The sequence below is a fragment of the Parabacteroides sp. CAG:2 genome (genome assembly GCF_000436315.1).
Taxonomy (GTDB): domain Bacteria; phylum Bacteroidota; class Bacteroidia; order Bacteroidales; family Tannerellaceae; genus Parabacteroides; species Parabacteroides distasonis.
This window is the reverse complement of record NZ_FR885287.1, coordinates 20,237-45,054: the sequence shown is the minus strand read 5'-3', so window position 1 is coordinate 45,054 and position 24,818 is coordinate 20,237. Positions and strand designations below refer to the sequence as shown.

General features: G+C 45.7%; 19 protein-coding genes. 8 read left to right on the top strand and 11 right to left on the bottom strand.

The genetic code is table 11. The features are described 5' to 3' along the window. Nucleotides 1-15 precede the first annotated feature (15 nt). Nucleotides 16-1,236 carry a DcaP family trimeric outer membrane transporter gene (locus QVP94_RS08340; protein WP_029257155.1) on the top strand — a complete coding sequence of 407 codons (1,221 nt, stop codon included), beginning with the start codon at nt 16-18 and terminating at the stop codon, nt 1,234-1,236. 95 nt (nt 1,237-1,331) lie between these two features. On the opposite strand, the gene QVP94_RS08335 is transcribed toward QVP94_RS08340, so the two are convergent. Then, nucleotides 1,332-2,342 carry an aspartate-semialdehyde dehydrogenase gene (locus QVP94_RS08335; protein WP_022192364.1) on the bottom strand — a complete coding sequence of 337 codons (1,011 nt, stop codon included), beginning with the start codon at nt 2,340-2,342 and terminating at the stop codon, nt 1,332-1,334. Nucleotides 2,343-2,496: 154 nt separating this feature from the next. Between QVP94_RS08335 and QVP94_RS08330 the strand changes: the two genes are divergently transcribed. Together QVP94_RS08330 and QVP94_RS08325 are read left to right on the top strand one after the other, a co-directional pair. Next, complete coding sequence (locus QVP94_RS08330; protein ID WP_022192363.1) at nt 2,497-4,869, top strand: lamin tail domain-containing protein; 2,373 nt, start codon at nt 2,497-2,499, stop codon at nt 4,867-4,869. 33 nt (nt 4,870-4,902) lie between these two features. Beyond that, nucleotides 4,903-5,055, top strand: coding sequence for a DUF6722 family protein (locus QVP94_RS08325; protein WP_008778811.1), 153 nt, complete (start codon nt 4,903-4,905; stop codon nt 5,053-5,055). A 111-nt stretch (nt 5,056-5,166) separates the two neighbouring features. Here QVP94_RS08325 and QVP94_RS08320 read toward each other — a convergent pair whose 3' ends face one another. Next, a complete protein-coding gene (locus tag QVP94_RS08320) occupies nt 5,167-6,300 on the bottom strand; it encodes a clostripain-related cysteine peptidase (protein ID WP_022192362.1) in 1,134 nt (377 codons plus the stop codon). A 152-nt stretch (nt 6,301-6,452) separates the two neighbouring features. Here QVP94_RS08320 and QVP94_RS08315 point away from each other — a divergent pair, with 152 nt between their 5' ends. Next, nucleotides 6,453-7,013: a DUF3575 domain-containing protein gene (locus tag QVP94_RS08315; RefSeq protein ID WP_005863367.1), complete on the top strand. Its 561-nt coding sequence runs from the start codon at nt 6,453-6,455 to the stop codon at nt 7,011-7,013. Between the two features lie 12 nt (nt 7,014-7,025). Further along, the gene (locus QVP94_RS08310; protein ID WP_008772995.1) at nt 7,026-7,532 is read left to right on the top strand and encodes a DUF3868 domain-containing protein; all 507 of its coding nucleotides are present in this window, start codon (nt 7,026-7,028) and stop codon (nt 7,530-7,532) included. Between the two features lie 103 nt (nt 7,533-7,635). On the opposite strand, the gene QVP94_RS08305 is transcribed toward QVP94_RS08310, so the two are convergent. Beyond that, nucleotides 7,636-8,109, bottom strand: a complete 474-nt coding sequence (locus QVP94_RS08305) for an AAA family ATPase (protein WP_232432029.1) — start codon at nt 8,107-8,109, stop codon at nt 7,636-7,638. 216 nt (nt 8,110-8,325) lie between these two features. On the opposite strand from QVP94_RS08305, the gene QVP94_RS08300 reads away from it, so the two are divergent. Together QVP94_RS08300 and QVP94_RS08295 are read left to right on the top strand one after the other, a co-directional pair. Then, entirely contained in the window at nt 8,326-9,015 is a 690-nt protein-coding gene (locus tag QVP94_RS08300) for a type 1 glutamine amidotransferase domain-containing protein (RefSeq protein WP_022192360.1), read from the top strand. A 55-nt stretch (nt 9,016-9,070) separates the two neighbouring features. Then, complete coding sequence (locus QVP94_RS08295; RefSeq protein ID WP_011967249.1) at nt 9,071-9,799, top strand: nitroreductase family protein; 729 nt, start codon at nt 9,071-9,073, stop codon at nt 9,797-9,799. Between the two features lie 94 nt (nt 9,800-9,893). Here the strand turns inward: QVP94_RS08295 and QVP94_RS08290 are convergent, their stop codons facing one another. The 6 genes from QVP94_RS08290 to QVP94_RS08265 all read right to left on the bottom strand — a co-directional run bounded on the left by QVP94_RS08290 (nt 9,894) and on the right by QVP94_RS08265 (nt 16,605). Next, on the bottom strand, nt 9,894-10,304 hold the full coding sequence (locus QVP94_RS08290) for a hypothetical protein (protein ID WP_022192359.1): 411 nt from the start codon (nt 10,302-10,304) through the stop codon (nt 9,894-9,896). 1,053 nt (nt 10,305-11,357) lie between these two features. Further along, on the bottom strand, nt 11,358-12,419 hold the full coding sequence (locus QVP94_RS08285; protein WP_022192358.1) for a fimbrillin family protein: 1,062 nt from the start codon (nt 12,417-12,419) through the stop codon (nt 11,358-11,360). Nucleotides 12,420-12,472: 53 nt separating this feature from the next. Next, nucleotides 12,473-13,504: a DUF5119 domain-containing protein gene (locus QVP94_RS08280; protein WP_009016595.1), complete on the bottom strand. Its 1,032-nt coding sequence runs from the start codon at nt 13,502-13,504 to the stop codon at nt 12,473-12,475. Then, entirely contained in the window at nt 13,501-14,076 is a 576-nt protein-coding gene (locus QVP94_RS08275; protein WP_009275253.1) for a DUF5119 domain-containing protein, read from the bottom strand. The genes QVP94_RS08280 and QVP94_RS08275 overlap by 4 nt, the downstream gene beginning before the upstream one ends. A 132-nt stretch (nt 14,077-14,208) precedes the next feature. Beyond that, nucleotides 14,209-15,063, bottom strand: a complete 855-nt coding sequence (locus QVP94_RS08270; protein WP_005859912.1) for a helix-turn-helix transcriptional regulator — start codon at nt 15,061-15,063, stop codon at nt 14,209-14,211. Nucleotides 15,064-15,075: 12 nt separating this feature from the next. After that, complete coding sequence (locus QVP94_RS08265; protein WP_022192357.1) at nt 15,076-16,605, bottom strand: glycoside hydrolase family 10-like protein; 1,530 nt, start codon at nt 16,603-16,605, stop codon at nt 15,076-15,078. Nucleotides 16,606-16,811: 206 nt separating this feature from the next. Here QVP94_RS08265 and uvrA point away from each other — a divergent pair, with 206 nt between their 5' ends. Beyond that, nucleotides 16,812-19,595: an excinuclease ABC subunit UvrA gene (gene uvrA, locus QVP94_RS08260; protein WP_022192356.1), complete on the top strand. Its 2,784-nt coding sequence runs from the start codon at nt 16,812-16,814 to the stop codon at nt 19,593-19,595. A gap of 88 nt (nt 19,596-19,683) precedes the next feature. Here uvrA and QVP94_RS08255 read toward each other — a convergent pair whose 3' ends face one another. Together QVP94_RS08255 and QVP94_RS08250 are read right to left on the bottom strand one after the other, a co-directional pair. Continuing rightward, nucleotides 19,684-21,315, bottom strand: a complete 1,632-nt coding sequence (locus QVP94_RS08255) for a RagB/SusD family nutrient uptake outer membrane protein (RefSeq protein ID WP_011967255.1) — start codon at nt 21,313-21,315, stop codon at nt 19,684-19,686. 25 nt (nt 21,316-21,340) lie between these two features. Continuing rightward, nucleotides 21,341-24,529, bottom strand: coding sequence for a SusC/RagA family TonB-linked outer membrane protein (locus tag QVP94_RS08250; protein WP_022192354.1), 3,189 nt, complete (start codon nt 24,527-24,529; stop codon nt 21,341-21,343). Between the last annotated feature and the right edge of the window lie 289 nt (nt 24,530-24,818).

The window sequence follows — 24,818 nt, the reverse complement described above, 5'->3', positions numbered from 1 at the left end:
TTGACCGGAATGGAAATGAAACGCAACTTGCTTCTTTTGATCGGCCTATGTATGGCGGTATGCGTACAGGCGCAAAAGAAAAACTTCTCTTACAAATTTTACGGACAGGTACGTGGAGACTTGTTCTATAATTCCCGTGCGAATGCCGAGATCGTGGATGGTTTGTTCCACCTATATCCGAAGGACGTGGCGTTGGATGCGGATGGCAAGGACTTGAACGCTAGTCCGAACGGTAGTTTTTACCTGCTTTACTCCCGTTTGGGAATCGATGTACAAGGACCGAAGGTTGGTTCGGCCAAGACTTCCTTGAAACTGGAGGCCGATTTCCGGGGTTCGGGTAGCAATTGGGCGGTGCTCCGTATCCGTCATGCCTATGTGAATCTGGATTGGGGCAAGTCCGCTGTCTTGATCGGACAGACATGGCATCCGCTATTTGGCGAGGTCTTTCCACAGATGTTGAATCTTTCTACCGGCGCCCCGTTCCAGCCCTTTAACCGCAGCCCGCAAATTCGTTATCGTTATACGGACAATGGGTGGCAATTGACCGGGTCGGTTCTATGGCAGTTGCAATATCTATCGGCTGGACCGAACGGAAAGAGCGAGGAATATATCAAGAATAGTTGCGTGCCGGAAGTCTATCTCGGGGTGGATTATAAGAAACCCGGTTGGCAGGTAGGAGCCGGTATGGAAATCTTGTCGTTAGTGCCGAGAACGCAGAACGAGGTGGATGGCAAGATTTATAAAGTCAGCGAGCGGGTTTCTTCCGTATCCGGCGAGGCGCACGTGAAATATCAGGACGCGAATTGGTTGGTGATGGCGAAAACCTTGCTGGCTTCTAACTTGACGCAGACTTGTATGTTGGGTGGTTACGGCGTCACCTCTATCGACCCACGTACCGGCGAACAGGAATATTCGCCGTATCTCTTCTCTACTTCTTGGTTGAATATCGTGTACGGAAAGAAATGGAAACCGGGTTTGTTCTTAGGCTATTTGAAGAACTTGGGAGCGAATGAGGCACTGGTAGGCAAAACCTATGGCGTAGGTCTGGACGTAGATCAGGTATTTACGACCAACCTGCAACTTTCGTATAATCTTCCGCACTGGAAATTAGGTGTTGAATATAGCCCTTCCATCGCATGGTATGGCAATGTGGATTTGCAAGATGGCGGACGGATTCATGACACACATTCGATAACCAACCATCGGGTATTGGGCGTATTGATTTATACGTTTTGAGAAGGCATGGAGGAATTACGCTAAGCATAAAAAAGCGGGATAAGAGTATTCTCTTGATCCCGCTTCCACGTATATAGAATTTACAAAGTTGTCTGTTATTTGATATTACCCACCTTTAGCAAGTACTCGGCGATTTGTACGGCGTTCAAAGCGGCGCCTTTCTTGATCTGGTCGCTCACGGTCCAGAATGTCAAACCATTCGGGTTGCTGATATCCTTACGGATACGGCCTACGTAAACCGGATCGTGATCCGCTACGAACAACGGCATCGGATAATCCTTGTTTGCCGGTTCATCCTGCAATACCACACCCTCAGCCTCGGCGAAAGCCTTGCGAGCCTCTTCCACGCTGATCGGACGCTCTGTCTCTACCCAAGTAGATTCGCTATGCGCACGCATAACCGGTACGCGAACACAAGTAGCGCTCACCTCGATATCCGAGTGCATGATCTTACGGGTCTCGTTATACATCTTCATCTCCTCTTTCGTATAGCCATTTTCCGTGAATACGTCTACGTGAGGGATTACGTTATATGCCAATTGATAAGCAAATTTCTCCACTGTAGGCTCCTCGCCCTTTAATAGTTGCTCATATTGTTTTACCAACTCAGCCATAGCGGTAGCACCTGCTCCACTGGCAGCTTGATAAGTAGATACGTGAACACGCTTGATATGAGATAAGTTCTCGATCGCCTTCAACGCTACAACCATCTGGATCGTGGTACAATTCGGGTTAGCGATCACACCACGAGGACGATTCAAAGCATCCTCCGGGTTTACTTCCGGTACGACCAATGGAACATCCTCGTCCATACGAAACGCGCTGGAGTTATCGATCATCACCGTACCATGTTTCGTGATCGTCTTCTCAAACTCCTTGGAAGTACCACCGCCGGCTGAAACAAAAGCAACATCGATTCCCTTAAAGTCGTCGTTATGCTTCAGTTCCTTAACGGTATACTGTTTACCACGGAAGGTATAAACACGTCCGGCACTACGAGATGAGCCAAAAAGTTCCAGCTCATCCATCGGGAAGTTTCTCTGGTCGAGTACACGCAGGAACTCCTGTCCTACGGCTCCACTTACACCAACAATTGCTACTTTCATTTTGAGCACTGATTTAATTTGAATAATGTAAAATAGTTATAACTTTGCTGTCTGTAAAGGGCTTTCATATTTTTGCCTTTTGCGCCCTATTATTTACAGTTGTAACTTATTAGGGTGCAAAGATAGAGAAATTTATAACTAAAACGATATAGCTATGAAACAATTATTATTAATTCTTGCGTTTTTACTTCCGCTTTGCGCTTATCCCCAGTTAAAAGAACCATTTAATGGACCGGAGATTACATCGGATAACCCTTGGACGGGTGATTTAGATTGCTTTGTGATTGAGAACGGATGGCTGGTCTCACGTGCGGATCCTACCCGGAAAAGTGTTTCCATAGAAACTCCTCTCGTTTATTCCGCTACAATGGAATGGGAATTTGAGATTCGGATGGATTTCAAACCAAGCGATCAAAACCATATCCGGCTACATGTTTATTTAGATGATCAGAGGATGCTTGGATTAAAAAACGATTATTATGTCCAAATCGGCAGTAATAAGAAAACGATAACTTTTCGGAAACATACCGCAACGGAGAAGAATCCAAAGATCTTAATAGAGAAAGCGCTCGATGTCTTGTTGGGAGCCGTGGATTTGAAAGTGAAACTTACTTTAGAAAATCATAAGATATGGAACTTATATGTGCTAGAGAAGGGTAGGTTTGTCTTGATAGGGAGTTGTGAGTCTGAAGTTTCTTCTTCATGTAAAGGGGGACAACTACGTTTTGAATGCCGCTATTCTAAAACTCGAGTAAATGATTTTGCGTGTAACTACATCATTATATCCGATAATATCTCGATCGAACCAGAGAAGCCGGATACTCCCGAAAAGCCAGAAGAACCCAATGAGCCCGATGAGCCGTTGGTTCTTCCGCGGCTTCTTGCTATCCAACCGATCACCGAGTCTGTTTTCCAATTACAATATAATCTTCCGGTGGATATCCGTGAGGCGATATTCTCTATATCGGGTATCGGTAATGCTTCTCGTATGACCTATGCGGATGATATGCGGATCCATGTGAATATCAGCTTTGATAAGGAGTTGAAGGTTGGTATGGGTTATGATTTGTTGTGCTCGGGGTTAATGGATCTTGAGGGAAATAAGATTCCGGAGAGTTCTACCGAGATTCGGTTAGAATATGAAGAAGAGCCCGACGTTCCGGAGGAACCGGAAGTGCCGGATACTCCTTCTTTCCCCGCCGGTAGTATCCGTATTAATGAGGTGATGGCTGATCCGAAAGGACAAAAGGCTTTTCCGGAAACGGAGTATGTGGAACTTTATAATACGACGGATAAGGCTATAGAGTTAAATGGTTGGTCATTCTTATATGGTAGTAAGCCAACGGTATTGACAGCTTTGCTCTTGGATGCGGATGGGTATGTCGTGCTTTATCGGTCCGGTAGGGATATACATATTGATGATGCGGGGCTGGATCTGCCCTTGGATAAATTCCCGGCGTCGTTGGTAAACACGGGGAAGGAGCTTGCTTTATTCGATCCTTCCGGTAAGGAGATCGACCGGATTGCCTATGAGAAAGCGAAAGTCGGTATCGCTTGGGAACGTTCTGAAACCGGCTTTCATTTATCAACGGATGAGCGAGGAGGCACGCCGGGTTCCGCGAACTCTTCTCCTGACGATGAACCAGAAGATCCAGATCGTCCGGACACTCCCCATAAACCGGGTATCCCCACGGACATTATAGTCTTACCCAATGAGATCGTTTTTAATGAGTTGTTGCCGAATCCTTACCCGGAAGGGAGTGAGTATATCGAGCTTTATAATCGTTCGGACCGGACATTGCCTTTGGCCGGACTGTCTGTTGCTACTCGTAAATCCGATGGTACATTGAGTTCGCATTATCCTTTATCTTCTATAGTCTCTCCGGTAGAACCACAAGATTATGTGTTGCTGACTAAAAGTATGGGAGGAGTGAGCGATTTTTATCTGATATCTTCGCCGGATGCTTTGCATGAATTAAAACTTCCGGTCTTGGCAAATACCTCCGCTACGTTAGTCCTGTTTCGTACAGAAGATGAGGTTATGATCGATGAGATTCGTTATACTTCTAAATGGCATGCTCCATCCGTGAAAAACGAGAAGGGGATTGCCTTGGAGCGGATTAATCCTGATAGCGATACGCAGGATGAGATGAATTGGACCTCGGCTTCGGCCACGGCGGGATACGGTACGCCCGGCTATCGGAATTCCCAATATGGAAAGCAAGATGAAGGCGAGGTCACGGGCATAGAGTCTCCCGTTTATTCTGAGGCAACGAAGGAATATACGATCTCCTACCATCTTGATGAATCCGGCTATACCTGTAGGGCCTGGATATTTGATATCTCCGGAAGGCGTATCAGTGAGGTGGTAAATCATGACTTATTAGGGATAGAAGGTGAATTAACTTGGAACGGCCTTGCGGCAAATGGTTCCAAGGTGAGAACCGGCGTTTATATTTTCTATGCGGAACTTGTTCATCCTCAAGGACAGGTAAAACGATATAAGGAAGTGTTTTTAGTGAAATAAGTTCATTTGTGAAATAATATTAGTATTTTTGCTATGAGTAACTATAACGGTAACATTGAAAAAAGAAAAGCGGCTCAGGATTTAATGAAGAACAGAAGAGAAAATACTTCAAAGTATTTCTTCGATTTGTCAAAATTAACTTTTGCCGCTCTTGTATTGGGAGTAGGAAGCGCATTATTAAAATAGAGAAATATGTTATTAGCAGTATTCTTTACGGTTATTTCTATAATGGCGGCAGGTTTCTTGATATTCCTGTATACCCCTCGTGGTAAACGCTGGCTAAGAGATGAGTTTTAATCATTGATATACATCTTTATACCACTCAAGATCCTTGTACCACTCATTTAGTTTGGGCAAGGCTTCTTGGGGGATGTAGATAGATAAGCCGCTATATTTATTGACCGGCAGATAGCTTCCATACGGATACGGATAAGCGTAAACCGCCTTGGGTGTAGTAGCCTTGTAAATAACCGCCTTTTCCATGCTCCGCTTGAATGCGTTATATTGCTCTTCCGTGGCCAGACGGCTCACGTAATCATCAAAATCATATAAGGCATGATAATTCGGCGTCAAATACTCCATGATCTGCAATTCGCTAACGGGTACGGCGAAAAGATCTCTTTCCGTCTTATCATGGAATAGGGTACGGCAAGTAGCAGCCAATTCATCCAACTCATCGCTTTTCATGACCGAGATCGTTCCTGCCTCACTTTGATAATACGTATAAAACTTTGTCGCTATCCCCACCACATCAGCTTCTTTCTTGAACATATCCCCCATTATCGATTGATAAGGGAAGCCGTTCGCCAATATCTCCGTTGGCGAGCCGATAATATAATCCGCACATCCCCGGAAAGCGTAAGCTACCTCGGCACACGACATATAACAAGCGTCGAACAAAATAAAATCAAAATGATACTTCGATAAAGCGGAGGCCAGATCATTGATCTCCATGAAATTATTTTTCCCGTCTTGCCCGAAGGAACGCAAATAACTATAGATATCAGAAGGCAGCCATCCTGTTCCGTGACTCCACAGCACCAACCCGTAACTATCCGCCGGATATTCCTTTTGTACCTTGTCGATTATTTGCGTCAGCGTCTCGGTAGAGGCCGAGTTCTGGTTCGAGTCGTAGGTCTCGAGCACGATCTGCCGGATGGTATCCGCTTCCAGCTTTAATTGAAAAAGCTGGGGAGCCTCGTTCTGCTTATCCGTATAGATCAACAAATTGCCGTTGTTCAATCCATCTCGCTCAATCCCTTCCTTTATCGCCCTCAGGTTTTGGCTCACGTATCCACTCAAGCTATTATCCCCCGCGAAATAGATAAGAACCGTACGAGGGGCGGTAGTAGGGATAACGACCTCCTCTTTATCGCAAGCGACAAACGAAAGGAGTGACAGGAAAAAAATCACGATATATTTAGCCTTCATGAGTCATATTCTGGATTTATTTTACAAAGATAACGTTTTTCATCCGTAAATCATGGATATTATATAAGTTAACGTACAAATGAACTGATAAATAATATTTATATTTGTACGGTTTTGCCTCTTAAATAAACAAACCTAATGAACCGGGAGATATGAATAAACTATATTTACTGTTAGTATTTCTTTTGTCAACCTTTATGGATATTCAAGGACAGGTCGTGGCCGTGAAGACCAATGTGCTTTATGACGCGATCACTACGCCGAACGTAGGGGCGGAGGTCGCGTTCAACAAGCATTGGTCGGTTGAGGCATCGGGGTATTATAACGGTTGGACATTCTCGAGCGATAAGTCCTTTAAGCATTGGATGATACAACCAGAGGCGCGCTACTGGATACACGAGCGTTTCAACGGACATTTCTTCGGGGTTCATGCCCAGTATATGGATTACGATTTCGCCGGTTTGAAGCTCCTGTATGGGATGGAGAAAAAGAATAGTTATAACGGTAACGCTTATGGCGGCGGTATCTCTTATGGTTATCAGTTATACGTGTCGCCCCGTTGGAACGTGGAGTTCACGGCGGGTTTCGGATACTTGCATTTCGAATATGATAAGTACGCTTTTCCTAGAGGAGATGCGCCTATCGGCAAGTTCCGCAACGAGTATTGGGGATTAACAAAGGCGGGTATCAGTATCGTTTACATCATCAAATAAAGAGATAAATCTATGAAGACATTCATTTATATATGCTTGCTTGTGATCGGCCTTGTTCTTCCGGCAGGAGCGCAGGTGCCTATACAATCTTACCGGGGGCAAGTCTCCGTGAAGCAAAACCGCATCGAGCGGGAGGGCAACTCCTTGCGTCTAGACCTAACGATCAGTGTCTGCGGACTCTCCGTGGGACGATATCAAACCCTGTCCTTGATGCCGATGTTGCGTAGCGACAGAGATTCCGTAGTCATGGCCCCGGTAGTACTAAACGGGGCAAACAAGCAAAAAATGTACGACCGCACCTTAGTTTTCGAAGGCAAGAAAGCCGCCGATGGCGACACTTATACGGTAATCAAGAACACCCCGGAACTGATCCGGGAAATCCCCTATGAACTATCGATTCCATACCACCCATGGATGAAGAACGCCGCTCTGATCTTGGTTGGGGAGTTGGATAATTATGAAGGTGCGCCATTACGAACATTCGTAAACGTATTGACAGAACATTTGGACATTCCGTAAAATAGTTTTTAACGCATTCCGTTATCCTGCAAGTACTGTCGAATAAGCGTAGGCGGTAGACTTGGGTATGGGCTTGTGCCTGCAATGTGTTCTGTATCTTTCGCTATGTTTCAGTGTTGAAAAATAGGTCGATGCCATATTCGTACATTTCTTGTACTTCTGTGTCACTGGCTCTTTTCACGAAAGTTTCCCCATTCCTGAAGTCAACTAGGTAAATGGCAAGTTTGTCACTCGGTAATTCCAGAAAGTCGTTAACCACATAAGGACTGTGTGTCGTTATAAAAAACTGGTTTCTGTCCGATTGGATAATATCCTGCGTTACCTTTGATATGAAAGGAGGGTATGAGTGGGCTTCCGGTTCTTCAAAAACTAATGCGGACTCACTGTTACTTTCAATAGCCGCTTTGTAGAAAATCATACGCTGCAGGGTATCGGCTATGGAATGAAATGGAATTAAAAATATCTCTCCCGGTTTCTTTTCTTTCATTACTTTAATCTCCTGGCTATTGGTATCGAAGACATATTTCAAGCCATAGTCGTTGAAAATAGTTCTTAATTCTTCTTTCAACTTGGGCATCATGGAAACAATATTCATCAAATTGCTTCCTCCCGGAGGTAATAGGAAAGGGATCGGTAATTTCTCCTTATCGAATGCTGGTGGATAGAGATAGCATTTGAAAGGATTTGCAGGTTTTCATATTTTCGGATTATGTTAAAGATTCCATATTCTGAAAAACAATCTATCCATGTGTATGTTTTCTTTTAAAGAATATGAATCAATAATTTGATTATCATGAAGATTTTAATAATAGTTACTAGCACAGGGACTTTTGCCAATGGGAAACTCGCGACCGGATTATGGCTTAGTGAGTTTACTCATATCTATCATAGTGCAAAAGAAAGCGGCTATGACATAACGGTAGCCAATCCGAAAGGAGGTTATACTCCCATTGATCCCGAAAGTTTAAAACCAATTTTTTTAGATGAAATGTCCGAAAAGTATTGGGAAAAGCCAGAATTCAAAAAGCTGTTGGATCATGCAAACAGTTTGGATAACCTGTTGGAACAACAGTTTGATTGTGTCTATTTAGCCGGCGGACACGGTGCGATGTATGACTTTCCTGACAATGAAGCTTTAAAGACTATCGTAAGGAAACAGGATGAAAGTGGGAGGATAGTGTCGGCCATCTGCCACGGGGTCAGTGGGTTGTTGAATGCCAAACTATCCAATGGCGAATATATGATTAAAGGCAAAAAGCTGACGGGATTCAGTTGGTTTGAAGAAAGTCTTGCCAGAAGAAAAGAAGACGTGCCTTTTGATCTTGAAGCGTTGTTGAAAGAGAGAGGAGCGGATTATGAAAAAGCATTGATACCTATGACTTCAAAAATAGTTGTAGATAATAATCTGATTACTGGGCAGGACCCGTTCAGTTCTAAAGAAATGGCGAAGGTCGTTATGCGGCAATTAAATAAAGCACAATAATAAATGGCTGAAGTAATCAGCTGGGAATAAATGTTTAATTCAAATCAGTATCATTATGAATTTAGATGAAGTCCTTCATCATCGTCGTTCTGTACGGGTGTATGATAAAGAAAAACCAATAGATACGGAAAAGGTAAAACATTGTTTGGAACTGGCTACATTGGCTCCTAACAGTTCTGATATGCAATTATGGGAATTTTACCATATTACAGAACCTGAATTATTGGCAAAAATTTCAAGGGACTGCCTTGGTCAGAAAGCGGCTTCTACCGCTTCACAAATTGTCATTTTTGTGGTTCGGCGTGACTGGTACAAGAAACATGCGCGATTCGTACTCAATTTTGAACGGGAGAACATTCGTCGTTACAGTCCTAAAGAACGTCAGGCCAAACGTATTAAGGATCGGGAAATATATTACGGTATATTGATGCCTTTTGTTTATGCCCGGTTCTTCGGTATTCTCGGATTGCTCAGGAAATTGTTGGCTAATATAATCAGTATTTTCCGTCCTATGATGCTTGAAGTTTCCGAGAATGACATACGTGTGACAGCCCATAAATCCTGTGCGCTTGCCGCACAAACGTTTATGATTGCGATGGCAAACGAAGGCTATGACACGTGCCCCTTAGAAGGGCTGGACAGCCGTCGGCTAAAAAGGACATTGAAACTACCTCATGGTGCTGAAATAAACATGGCTATTCCTTGTGGGATACGGGATGGAAATAAAGGCATTTGGGGAGAACGTTGCAGAGTACCTTTTGAAGATGTTTATCGTAAACTTTAAGGCCTCCTTTTTTAAGGCTGGAATTTTCACTCACAAATAAAAAGTACAAATATCAAGTATAAGTGGTAGATGTTGTAGATGTTCGCATGAGCCGTTAATTCCCTATCTCGCAAAAATAAGTGACTTGTATCCATTGGCCATTCTGAAAGTGGATAAGTTGAAGGACGGCTCGATGGCTGTTGATGGTGAGGTTGGCGGTAATCTGCTCCGTGGAGAATGAGTGGTGAGCGTATTTGGCAGTGTGGTTGATGATCTTGTTGGCATACGTCTCTTTTCCTTCCTTTTCCCACCTAAAGATAGCGCGATCGAAATCTAGCGTGAAACGATCATGGAAGGTGTTTCCTTTCCATGTCTGACCCAAGGGCTTGATGCCTTGTGGAGTATCAACGCATTCTGTTATCCGGCAAGTGTTGTCGGATAAATGTAGGTGATAGACTTGGGCATGGGCTTGCGTGGCAAGCAGGAGCCATAGCGACAAGACGGGTAACAGGAGGATCGTCTTCATTTAATGGATAAGGGCAACCTGTCTCCATCGGTTGCCGGGCTAAAAATACAGAAGCGTGGAAACTATTGATATTACCGTATTGAGGCTCTGGACGGCCCTATCCATGTAATAAACAATAGCCCACGCCATGCTGTTATATCGTCCAGAGCGATTACTGGTAAATATAGCACCGACGTGAGCGTTTATTGTCTATTATCCATGGATATGAAATTGTCCAGATTTCAATACGGGATAATATCTTTAAACGCTCTTCGTTAACTTATGTCCTCCTTCAGTGACCTACGCTTAGATATGAGGGATTATCGCAAATATAGGAAGAATAATTGATATCCGTATGCTATGTGGGGAGAAGTTTCCTCGCGGATTGACATTTTGACAAAATGTAAACGGAAGTCCGTGAGAGTCGATTATTTCGGGCGGATGTACGTCTCGCTTCCAAATACGCAAGAAAAAAACAGCAATTGTTTAGTAGACAGACAGATGTTGGAAAATGGCCTTTTATTCTAGCGAAATTAATTCATCGTAACTCATGGTTTGCCGGGTGTTTGGGCGATTCCATAAGGTTACGATAGGGTTATAATAAGGTTATAACGCCTTTCTCATTAGGTTATAACCCTATTCTTAGCTGCTTACGATGCCCAACGTAACCATATGTGTCGCCTAACGCGGCCTTTCGCGTTGGCTTTCGCGACCTATTGTGTGTGAAAAGGGGGACTTTCGAGGGGAAAAAGGCGGTTTATGGGGATGTCTTTGGTGTTGTTTCGTGATTGTAGGTGGAAGGGATTGTCACGATATACGGCTTATATTGAGCAAAAAGATGGGATAACAACTGTATCGCTATCGGAAGGGCTTCTGATATTTGTTTTATCATAAGTAGTCCTTGCTAGATATTAGGATGGCATGTTTTTATGAGAATGGATTTTATGATTGAGAAGAGAGGCGATGATATGAAGACCGGCTATTAAAAATTAATTAAGGGATTAGATCTTCTATGTTGAAGAAGCCTAATCCCTTAACTATAAGAATGAAAACAGTGGAAGTTACAAATCTGAATTACTTGCTTGGCAATTCAGAACCACCATTTTCCCATTTTTCAAAGCCAGTCTCCATAGAAACTTCTGTTAAGGATATTTTAAGAGTATAAGTGTAAATCGTATTAGAAGCCCAAGTCGCATCGGCCGGTATAGTGATAGTGACCTCATTTGGAACTGTGAGACTTGGTTGTTTGTATGTTACATTATACTTTACTGTGATTGTTTTGCCACTAACGCTTTGAGGAATTGTTAAAAGAGATTCTCCTATGGCATCCGTTGCATTTGTTGAGGAGGTAACGTCGATAGCTTTGGGACTCTCTGCGTTTGCTTCAAAAATAGCATATGATTGCTTACCTGCTGGATTTGCTCCCCATGAGCCAGTTCTTAAATCATTAGCTATCGTGAAAGTTCCTTTGTTTGCTAAATCAGCAATAGATATATTGGTAATAGAAACAGTAGCAACAGGAGTAGCGGACTCACCTTCACCTGTAGTAGGTATCTCTTCTGCTAATTTAGCTTTGAATATAACTTTAGAAAGAGCATGTTGGAATTTGAATGTAACATTATCTTTACTTGTTGATGTGTTTTCTTTACCATTGATTTCTTTTCCTAGTTTATTATCTTTGCTTGCACTTCTAATAGATGACCACATAAAGTCGCTTTGATTAGAAGGGGTATCTGCAACCGTGAACTCAGTAGATATTGAGCCATTTGTTACTGTTGTACTAATACTGCTAGGGTAGTAAGCGACGAATGAGATACTATCTGTAGCGTTTTCTGGCCAATATTTAGTATTTGTATATGACCAAGTTCCACCCTCCTGCATTGTCATCTTCTCGTTTGACATGAAATTCGCTGAGAATTGACTATATGTTCCTCCTTTAGCATAATACCCTAGAACTCCGAATGTATCATTTTTCTCAAATGCACTCTTTTCTGTCGCCTTCGTCTGTTTCCCCACATAAGTCCCGAAAGTAATCGCATTATCACTCTTAGCTACTAATGTATCAATCTCATCTTCGCCTGAGCAGCCCGCCAATACTACTAGGCTTAATGCTGCGATGAATAAATTTGTCTTCATAACGCTTAGTCTTTTAATGTTGTTTTATGTTGTTACTATTTATCATTCTATATCTATGCGGGGATTACGATATTCGTCTCATCTCCCCAATTGTCTACACTTGCGTCGAATCCCCCTTCGCCGCCATTAGTTGCCGGCTTTACGTTTGGCAATTCCAGCGGAATATCCTCGGGAGTTTCCTCCTCGTCCGGATCAGCTCCGGTACCCAACACCACTTTCACCTCTTTCGTCTCATTATTGATCGCGGCACGTGGAGCTATATCATATTGCTTCGTAATGACCGTTTTGTTATCGACCAATAAGATGGAGAGCGTAAGCAAATTACTGATCTCGTCCGTGGCCTTCGATGTGACGTTCGGTCTGCCGAGTGTCAAGTAAGAGCCGGATAAGATACCGTCGGTCGTTGAGTTCTCGTGAAAGGTCTTTTCCGAGAAGTCCACGAGTTGCGTCGCTACGCTACTCCCGGTCTTTCTATCCGCTATCCAATATGTATCCGCCATCCCTTTAATCGATCCCCTCGCAGTCCGCACGTTGTGCAATCCTTTTATCTCTAAGGACAGATGGGTCGTGAAGATTACCTTCTCGGGCCGGCAAGCCAAGGAAAACTCCTTTCCCTCCTTAAGGTTCGCCCGTACCATCTCTTGCGTCACCTCAAAACCCTCCAATGTAGCTACCGCTAAAGGTTCCGGATCGTAGATCAGCCGCTCTCCCTCGGTGGGCGTGTACCAATCGCTATCCGTCGTCTTCATCACGATCCGCAGGGTGCTGTATTGATCTTGACCCTCGATCGTGAGATAACTGTATTCTTCGGCCGCTTGGTTAAATACCACTACGTTATAGATCCCTTTCCTCAATCGCACCTCGTCGCCCGTCACCGTGTTGGTAAGGAAACGGCTTGGCTCCCCTCCATCGACCGGGTAAAAGAGCGCGGTCATACCATCCGGGTCGATACCGCAAGGGCCCCAATCTATGTCGAGGCGCACGGCGCAACGGTCTACATACTCGCCGATCATTGTCTCTTTCGAGCATCCCGCCAATCCCATGACAAGCGAGATCAGGATGATAAATAACCGGCTCTCTCTCATCGGATACTCGTTTTCTTTAGCCCGTTGATATTGTTTGCGATCCCTTTCCTTTCATTGCTTAGATTCAAGGAACTATCCTTCGATAGGAAAAACGGCGACAAGGTCAATTCCTTATGCTTCTCCGTGTCCCCCTCAACCTCTACCGAACGGATCGTGGCGACATATAACGGGATCACCTCGTCTTGACATGCCTCCAGATCCTCTAGAGAGGAGATATACGCTTCCGCTTCCTCGAACTTCGACATATTACGAAAACCTATGTTTTTCGCGTCGTAATTGAAAACCAATACATTATATTTATCCGGTGGTAAGAACAGGGTGATGCCATTGGCGTTCCCGTCCGTCTGTATCATCGGCCCGCCCTCCGACGGGTAGATACAATAGCGAAGTTTCTCCGGTACCGGGGAACCTGCTACCACGCTATCCCAACGAAGGGTGCAAGTGATGTAGCCCGTGCCTCTTTTCTCCGGTTCCTCGGATCTCTCGCAACTACATTCCAGCACCATGCCGATAATGAATAAAACCGCGATAGAGATCTTTAAGATAATACTTGTCTTATTGTACCTATACATTTTAGTTGTCTTTGAAAATCAATTATGATTGACCTTCTGAACGCAAATGTATAGGGAATGCTAAAGGGGAGAATTGTTATTTTTGTCCAAAGAGTTGCAAAAGTTGAGAGATTTAAAAAAAATCATTGAATATTATGTATTTTCATCCTTTAGAGAACGGACAGAGCGGGGAGATTGGCCGAAATTAGCCCTGCAGAAGTGCGAGAAGTTAGAAAGCGATTCAAAGCCATACTTGTAGCAAATCTCGGATATGGAAAGCTCTGTCATGATAAGGTCGTTATGAATGTCTTGGCATTTGCGTTTCAGCATCCATTGATAAGCGGGCTCTCCAAACGTATCCTTGAAGATACGGCGGAAGGTGGGTACGCTGTAGCCTCCCAATTGGGCGAAGGTCTCCACGTCTTTCGCCTTCTGGTAGTTCTGCATCACGAAATACTGGAAACTGTGGCTATACCGGTAAATCGGGGCGTAAAAGGCGGCTAGCTCCTTGATGGGGTAGTAGCAGTTCAGCAAGTAGACCATCTCCGAGCGTTTGGCTTGCATCAGTCCGGAGCATCTTAAATCATCGTTGAGGTAAAGCTTCATGCCCTCGATGAAGAGTTGTATCGGCGGGACCATCGTCATTACGATGGGCTGCTGGCGTTCGTTCTCCACGATGGAGATGCCTTTGTTGAAACGATTGTCGCATATGTTTTGCGGACGCTCGAAGAGATAGATGATACATTCGGTGTAGTCGAGTACCTTGCACTCCACTTTCGAGCCGATCGGTTGCAATACGAACTGTCCGCCCCGGAACGTGGTGTCCGGGTGCTCCTCGCTGTTCAGCCAGATCTCTCCCTTGACTAGGAAAAAGACCATGTTCTGCATGCATCTTGTCTGAGGGATCACGTACCCTTTCGGATAAAGACGATACTTGAATATGTCCCTCTGGTAGAAACTACAAGAGGAACAGTCGGTATATTTGGTGCAGCGATGGTCGGTTAACATATATTGTTGTCTTTATAATTTTACTTTCTTTGTCTTGCCCTCGCTCTCGTTGTGAAAGCGATCTACGGCGGTCACTACATAGCGATATTTTACCTTTCCTTTCTCGTAAGGCATCAAGTAGCCGGTTTCCCGGGTGATAGCCACGATCTTCGAGGGATCGCTCGTGTCTATCGGCTCCTTGTCGTTAAAGCGATAGACCACGAAATAGGAGGCTAGCTCCGGATTCGTGGGGCTTTGCTCCGCTTGCCAATGTAACAAGAAGCCTTTAGGTGTCCATTCGGCCTTTAGCTTGCTTACATCTTTTGGCGGACGGTTATGCATATGGGTATAGGCCGGGATAAGGGCCGGGTAACGGTGGTAGTTTCGTTTCAGGCTGTCGGCTACGCCCTTGTTGTTCCATAGAATCTCATTGGCGGGCCAGAAACAATTGCCGCTCACGTGAGGCAAGGCACGCTCGTAACGCATCTTGCGGGTTAATTGGTCCGCTTTCATGGTGCGGGCCACGTCTTGCCCGATATATAAATGACCTCCGTTGGCGTTTTTGTCCCACCATTTGATAAGCGTGATGTAATCGGCCGCCGGGTGTCCGATCTCCCAATAGATCTGGGGGATGTTATAATCGATCCAACCTTGCTGTACCCAATAGGTGATATCGGCGTAGAGGTCGTCGTAGTTTTGCAGACCGTTGGTATTGCTACCCGATCCGTCCGCGGTGCTTTTCTTGTTGCGGTAGATGCCGAAGGGACTGATACCGAAGCGTACCCAAGGCTTGGTGAGCAGGATGGTACGTTTCAATTCCCGGATCAGGGTATTCACGTTCTCCCGGCGCCAATCGTTCCTTTGCGCCTCGCTGTATCCTTTTCGCAAGCCGTATTTCCGGAAGCTGTTATCATCCGGGAAAGGCATACCCGCCGCGGGATAGGGATAGAAATAATCGTCCATATGGATAGCGTCCACGTCGTAACGGCCGACGATATCACGCACTACCCGGCAGATAAACTGACGGCTTTCCGGCAATCCCGGGTCGAAAAGGATTTGTTTATTATAGGTGACAAACCATTCGGGATGCTTATGATAGATGTGGGAATCGGCGAAACGGGTGTTTCCCGCCGTGCTCGCCCGGTAAGGATTCAACCAAGCGTGAAACTCCATGTTCCGTTTATGGCATTCTTGGATCAGGAAGGCCATCGGGTCGAACTCACCTGCCGGGGCTACGCCTTGCTCTCCGGTGAAGAAGCGGCTCCACGGCTCGATATCGGATTTATAGAAAGCGTCCGCCTCGGGGCGCACCTGAAAGATGATGGCGTTGATGCCGCATGCTTGCAGGTAATTAAGCTTGCGGATGAAGTCTTTTTTCATCCGGGCGGGAGTCATATCCTTGTATTCGCCTTGAAAAGCGGTCTGTATCCATGCTCCCCTAAACTCTCGCTTGGCCTCCTTGCCCGTACTTGTAGCCGGACGAGGCTTCTCGCGAACCGTAGAACATGAGGTTATCGCACAAAAGAGAATCGCTACTAAGAAGCGAAAATATTTAATGTACATGGGTGCCTTGCTGTGTTTGTCTATGAAATTTTCAACAAATGTAGAAGATTCCCTGTAAATATGAAATATTTCACCCTTGTTATTTTATTTACTTGGCAGTAGAGACGAGGCACACCCTGTCTAACTGTGTGAATTAGTTCGATGAAGATAGGGCAGAATCGGTTAGTTTTGGCTATCTTTGCGTTAAAGAAAAAGATAAAGGTAATATGTCTGAGAGCAATTCGATTTTCATCAAGGGGGCACGTGTCAACAACTTGAAAAATATAGATGTAGAGATTCCGAGGGACAAGCTGGTGGTGATAACCGGGCTGTCGGGGAGTGGAAAATCATCGTTGGCGTTCGATACCCTTTATGCGGAGGGACAGCGCCGGTATGTAGAGAGTTTATCCGCTTACGCCCGCCAGTTCTTGGGGAGGATGAGTAAGCCGGAATGCGACTATATTAAGGGAATACCGCCGGCTATCGCTATCGAGCAGAAGGTGAATACCCGTAATCCGCGTTCCACGGTCGGTACATCTACCGAGATTTATGAGTATTTACGCTTGTTATATGCTCGCGTCGGAAAGACGATATCGCCGGTTTCCGGCACCGAGGTGAAAAAACATCAGGTGAGCGATATTATCAAGGAGGTCATGCGATATCCCGAAGGAACTCGTTTTGCCGTATTCGCTCCGGTTGTCTTGCCGGAAGGCCGGGATATGAAGGAGCAGCTGGAGATCTTGCGGAAAGAAGGATATGCCCGTCTGTCGGTAAATGATACGGTATATCGTATCTCGGAGGTACTGGCGAGCGAGGAGTTGCTGTCTTACCCGATCGAGTTGTTGGTGGACCGCCTGACGGTATCGGACGATAAGACCTTGAAAAGCCGTTTGGCAGACTCGGCCGAGACCGCTTTCTTTGAGGGCCATGGTACCTGTTTGATCCGTATTTATACGGAGGAAGGGGTAGTCGTGAAGGAATTCTCGAAGAAGTTCGAGGCGGATGGCATGATATTCGAGGAGCCTACCGATATGATGTTTAGCTTTAATAATCCGTTGGGCGCATGTCCGACCTGTGAGGGATTCGGTAAGGTGCTGGGCATCGATGAGAATCTGGTGGTGCCTGATAAAAGTTTGTCTGTCTACCAAGGAGCCGTGGTTTGCTGGAAAGGTGAGGTGATGGGGGAATGGCTGAAAGACTTTATCGTGAAGAGCGAGAAATATAACTTCCCGATCCACCGCCCGTATTACGACTTGACACAGAAAGAGAAAGACTTGTTGTGGCATGGGGCGAGAGGTTTACACGGCATCGACGATTTCTTTAAGTTCGTGGAAGAGAATCTTTATAAGATACAATACCGGGTGATGCAAGCCCGCTATCGGGGAAAGACGACTTGCCCGGTTTGTAAGGGGAGCCGCTTGAGGCCGGAAGCGCTGTATGTGCAAGTGGGCGGTAAGAATATCGCCGAGCTGGTGACGATGCCGGTTTCGGAGGCAAAGGCTTTCTTTGATCAACTGGAACTGGACGAGACGGATACGGCGATCGCTAAACGTTTGCTCACGGAAATCAATAATCGCTTGCAATTCCTGTTGGATGTGGGGTTGGGTTATCTGGCTTTAGATCGCCTCTCGGCCTCTTTATCCGGAGGAGAGAGCCAACGTATCAATCTGGCTACCTCGTTGGGTAGTAGCTTGGTGGGTTCGTTGTATATTTTGGATGAGCCGAGTATCGGTCTGCATTCCCGGGATACGGATTTGCTGATCAAGGTATTGCGACAGTTGCAAGCCTTGGGGAATACCGTGGTCGTGGTGGAGCATGATGAGGAGATTATCCGTGCGGCGGATTATATCATCGATATCGGTCCGAAAGCGGGGCGTTTGGGGGGTGAGGTTGTTTATCAAGGCGATGTGAATAACCTCCGGAAATGTACCGATAGCCATACGGTACGTTATTTGACGGGAGAGGATCAGATCGAGATCCCGCCTTATCGCCGTCCGTGGAATAATTATATAGAAGTGACAGGGGCTCGGAAGAATAACTTAAAGGGCGTGGACGTGAAGTTTCCTTTGAACGTGATGACGGTGGTTACCGGCGTGAGCGGTTCGGGTAAAAGTTCCTTGGTTCGTGATATTTTCTACGAGGGCGTGAAACGCCATTTGGATGATGCCGCCCGTCTGACCGTAGATTGCTCCGGTATCAGTGGTGATTTGAATATGATTCAGGCGATTGAGTTTGTAGACCAGAACTCGATCGGAAAGAGTTCTCGCTCGAACCCCGTGACGTATATCGGTGCTTACGACGAGATCCGTAAACTATTCGGCGAGCAGCCTCTAGCGAAGCAGATGGGATATAACGCCGCTTATTTTTCCTTTAATAAAGAAGGAGGTCGCTGCGAGGAATGTAAGGGCGAGGGCAAGATCACGGTAGAGATGCAGTTTATGGCGGATATCACCTTGGAATGCGAGGCTTGCCACGGCAAACGCTTCAAGCAGGATGTATTGGATGTAGAGTATCAAGGCGCTAACATATACGATGTATTGGAAATGACCGTGAATCAAGCGATCGAGTTCTTCGAGAAAGGTTCCGGCTCCCAAGAGAAGAAGATCGTGAAACGCTTGAAACCGCTGCAAGACGTGGGCTTGGGCTATATCAAGCTGGGACAGACTTCCTCCACTTTATCCGGTGGTGAGAACCAACGTGTGAAACTGGCTTATTACTTGGGCCAAGAGAAGCAGCAACCTACCTTGTTCGTTTTCGACGAGCCTACGACCGGTTTACATTTTCATGATATCAAGACTTTGTTGAAAGCTTTCAATGCCTTGATCGAGAAAGGTCACTCCGTGGTAATTATCGAGCATAATATGGATGTGATCAAATGTGCGGATTATGTGATCGATTTAGGACCGGAAGGCGGAAAGGCCGGCGGGCAGCTGGTTTGTGCCGGCACACCGGAGGAGATCGCGGCTTGCGAGGCATCCTATACCGGTAGGTTTTTAAGGGATAAGTTATAAAGAGACGATATAAAGACAAATGTAAATAGCTCCTGCCCGAATATTCGGATAGGAGCTATTTCTTTTAAGAAGAATGGGAGCATTCCCATTAATATCCTGGGTTTTGCTCGATGATTCCATTTTTCGCAAGGTCTATAACCGCTTGCGGTATCGGGCCGTATTCGTGGGTCCCTTTGATGAAACGGGCATTTTGGAGATGAGAGCGGAATGTCTTCTCATGCTCGAAATAAGTGTTCATCACGTCTGAGGCGATTCCCCAACGGACTAGATCAAAGAAACGTTCACCTTCTAAGGCGAATTCCAGACGTCGTTCGGTACGTAAGGCTCGGATCGCCTCCTCTTTGTCGGAAAATGACGGATATAATCCGATCCGGTATTTGGCGGCATCCGCTGTCCCGTCAGCGGTTTTTACGGTCTGGCTGTTCATGGCACGCTCGCGAACTTGGTTGATGTATTTCAATCCGGTAGTCAAATCGCCTAGTTCGATAGCAGCTTCGGCACGCCACAATAACACGTCCGCATATCGAATAATATAAACATTCAATGCGTTTACGTATGGCCAGATAGCCAAATAGTAACTTGAGTTCTTGGAGACAATACGTTTTTTCGGGCTATACGGACCGTAAACCGTAGCCTCACGAGGAGTCCAGTCATAGAGTTGGACATCTAGGAACATGATTCCGGGGCGGGCTACCGTGTGGTCTAGGCGGGTGTCTACATAATCATTTTCCGAAACGTCTATGCCGTCTTCCAAAGGCAAGCCGTTGGAGTCGGTCTTATAAGCGTTTACTAGGTTTTGGGAAGGACGAAGGAAACCATAGTTGGGATAAGGGCCTCCCGGAGGTAACAAACGGTCGCCCGGATTTCCGTTGTAGTTGTTCGGGGAGCCATCGTTGATAGAGGCTTGGACTGAAAATAAAATTTCAGGGCAGTTGTCATTTTCCGGCAAGAAGATATTCCGGAAGTCGGGGAGTAGCTGGTATTTGCCGGAATTGATCACCTCATCCGTCGCTGTAGCGCATTCCTGCCATTTGCCTTGGAACAAGTAAACTTTAGCCATATAAGCCCGGGCCGTCATCTTGCATGGACGTGCCACATCCGGCTGGGAATCCGGGAGACCTTCGTAGGCGGCCTTAAAATCATTCAGTATCTTCTCCCATAATTGATCGGATGTATACTCCTTATTCGAGATAGAGGCGAACGCGGAAGGATCGCTGACACTCTCGTCGAAATATGGGATCTGGTTATAGATGATCTTTAAGTTGAAATAGAAATGGGCACGCAGGAAACGCATCTCGGCGATACGGGTCTCCTTTTTATCATAATCGCTGCCTTTGAGGATACGGATCGCTTGGTTACAGCGGTTCACGCCCTCGTATAAGGCTAGCCATTTCCGATTGTAATCTTGGATAGTCGGGTCGATATGGAAGATTTCCATCAAGTGAACCGGGTTCTGGTCTCCCGTACCACCTCCGCCTTTGTAGGTATCGTCTGAGATCACATCGCCAAATTGCCAGTTGGAGCATCCTGAATTCAAGCCGGAGCTGGCATCGTCCATCTGGCCGTCTAGGATGGAATAGGCGGAGATAATCAATCCCTCGATGTTATTGGGATCTTGTGCTTGTTCGGGAGTCAGTTCGCCTACAGGTGTCTCTTCCAGAAAATCGCTGCATGATGTCAATGCGAATACGGCACAGGCCGCTATAATCATTTTCTTCATATTCTAGTTTGTTGTTGTTTGATGATTAAAAACTTACGTTTACTCCAAAGGTGAAGGTGCGGGATAACGGATAGATGCCGCGGTCCACACCCATATCTAGGTTACGGTAGTCACTGGAGTAACTTTGCAATCCCACTTCCGGATCGATACCGTCGTATCCTGTGATCGTGAATAAGTTGGTTGCTTGCGCATAGATATACAAGCTATTGAACTTAATCTTGGATAGGATGGACTGAGGTACGGAATAACCGATTTTCATGTTCTTTAAGCGAACGAAAGAAGCGTCTTGCACATAGTAAGACGAGGGCCGGATGTTATTGTTCGGATCGTCCATGGTGACACGGGGTATGTCCGTATTCGTGTTGGTTGGTGTCCATGCATTAACGACACGGCTGTTTTTGTTGTATTGCGATTGATTGTAGAAATCACCCACATAACGGGTCAAGTCGTATACATCGTTTCCGAACATTCCCTGAAAGAATAGACTGAGGTCAAAATTATGGAAGTTGACTCCTAATGTAAGGCCTGCTGTGACATCGGGGAGCGGGTTACCGATATAGTCACGGTCGTTACCGTCTATTACGCCATCTCCGTTTACGTCTACGAACTTGATATCACCCGGTTTTGCGTTAGGTTGGAGTAGTTCGCCTTTATTATTGGTATATGATTTGATCTCCGCCTCGCTCTGGAATAAACCGTCTTCTTTATAAGCGTAGAAAGAGCCGATTGGTTGACCGATGGCGGAACGAGAAACCTCTTGATCGAAGTTGAGGGAGTGAATCACACTGGTAGGCAGTCCGATATAGGAGACATCACCGTCTAATTCCGTCATCTTGTTCTTGATAGCGGACATATTGAAGGCGACATTGAACCCGAAATCTTTATTGATGCTCTTATTGTAGCTGACCTCAGCTTCGAAACCCCGGTTACGCATTTTCCCGACATTGTCCCATACCGTTTGGTTTGTACCCCCCACGGTACCGATCAAGGGACGCTCCCATAATAAGTCCTTGGTATCTTTGTTAAACCAATCCAGCACAACGGTTAGGCTGTTATCTAGGAAGCCTAGATCCAGCCCGACATTAGTTTGCGTGGTGGTCTCCCATTTCAAGTTTGCGTTACCGTAACGGGTTTGGGTGTATCCGGTTGTCACGGAACTTTGGCTACCGTCGATCGGATAGTTGGAGTGGTTCGGATTACTCATGTAAGAATCGATCGTGGAATAAGCCGGGATATCAGAGTTGCCGTTTTGTCCCCAACCTATGCGGACTTTCATGTTGCTGATAGCCGGAATATCATAAAACGGTTCGCTACTGATACGCCAGCCTGCGGAGACAGCCGGGAAATTACCCCATTTATTGTTACCAAGTTTAGAAGATCCGTCACGTCGGAACGTGGCTGCGAATAAGTAGCGGTTGTCGAAATTATAATCAATTTTACCGAAATAAGACATCATCTTGGAAGTAAAGGCAGAACCTGCGTTCTTCTGGGAGCCGCTATCGCCCGCATCGAGGAAATGGAAGTTATTGTCATCCGAGGCAAAGCCTTCACGGGAGGCGGAGAAGTATTCCTCTTGATAACGGTTTGTCTCGATACCTAATAAGGCTCCGATCGTATGTTTATCGAATGTCCGTAAATAGTTTAACGTGTTCGTGAATACCCAATTGAAGTTCCAACGGTTTTGCGTGCTCAACGTACTCAAGGGCTGCTGGGTGTTCAATTCGTTGTATTTGGCCTTGAAGCTTCGTTTATACAGATTTTTGTAATCCGCTCCGAAGTTGGTCTTGAAATAAAGTCCCTCTAGGATATTCAGTTCGGCGAATAGATTACCGAATAGGCGGGTGGTACGATCTTTATTATCCTTATTACGGTATAATTCGCCTAACGGGTTGGAGATGTCGGCGATCGGGTTGCTGCCGAAATTCCCGTCCAGATCGTAAACAGGGGTAATGGATACGGTCTTATAGGCGTTGTATAACATACCTCCCAGTGCGGCGTTATTGGTGACCGAGGTTCCCCACGCATGTGATAATGTGGCGTTCTCACCGATTTTCAAACGATCGTTGAAGAGCTTGAACTCATTGTTGAAACGTCCGGATATACGTTCGAAACCAGTATATTTCATAAGACCGTCTTGGTTGAAATAGCCTAGGGAGAACAAGTGGCTGCTAACTTTATCTGCTTTCGCCAGAGAGAGGTTATAGGACTGGACCATGGCTTTTTGCATGATCTCGTCAACCCAATCCACGTCTCCCGAGGGAAGACGGTGATCTGCGTCAAGGAATTCCGGAATTACGGCGGTCTCGCCGGAGCCATACACGTCGCTTACTGGTGATTTCCCGTCGTTACGCTGTGCCTGCCATAATAAGTCGCCATATTCTTGGGCGTTTAGCATACGCATCTGTTTTGCCGAGGTTTGTACTCCCACGTAAGCGTCTAGGTTTACCCGGAAAGTACCTTCCTTCCCTTTTTTTGTACTGATGATAACCACGCCGTTTGCCGCACGTGCGCCATAGATGGAAGCGGAAGAAGCATCTTTCAATACCTGCATACTTTCGATATCATTCGGGTTGAGAAAATTGATGCCGCCCTCTACTGGTACGCCATCGATGATATAAAGCGGATCATTGTTACGGATCGTGCTGAAACCGCGTACACGTACCGCTACGCCTCCGCCGGGCATATTATCCGGGATTACGTTTACGCCGGACAATTTACCTTGCATCATTTGATCTACACTGGATACCGGGGTATCTTTCAGGTCGCCTACCTCCAGTACGGAAACAGCACCGGTAAGGTCTTTTTTCTTCTGTACACTATAACCTACCACGATAACCTCGTCTAGGTTCTGGGTGTCATCCTGCAATTGGATCGTGAGGGGAGAACCATTCCCGGCTGGAATCTCCTTGGTGTTATAACCGATATAAGTAACGACCAATATGCTTTGCTTGTTTTGCAGCGAGAGAGAAAATTTGCCGTCAAAATCGGTTACGGCTCCATTTGTAGTCCCTTTCTCAATCACGTTAGCCCCGATAATTGGTTCTCCGTTCGTATCGGTGACTACGCCACTTACCGTGAATGTCTGTTGGGTGATCGTCATTCGTCCAGTAACGTTTGGCAGATCCTCCGCTGGTGCCGCATTGATTGGCTGTAAGTATGCTACGCCTAGCAAAAGAGCGGGAATCGCCATCGTAAAGTAATTTCTGTTGTCCATCCTTTTGTCCTTAAAATATATTAGAATTAATCTATTTTTTCAGAACGCAAAGGACGTGTGATTGTATTACGATGATATGTCTATGTTATTAAAAATGTGTTCACGATTGTATTGCCTTTCAGTGATATGACGATTAGGCTACGATTACAAAAATGATGTCGGTTGTCTTTTGCGTATTGGTTAATGACGTTTTAGTACTAGTGAATAAAATGTAAGAATTATGAAAGTAACTCATTTTAAGAAAGTAAGCGAAACAAGTGGTGTGTGTGTCCTGTTAAGATTGTACTTA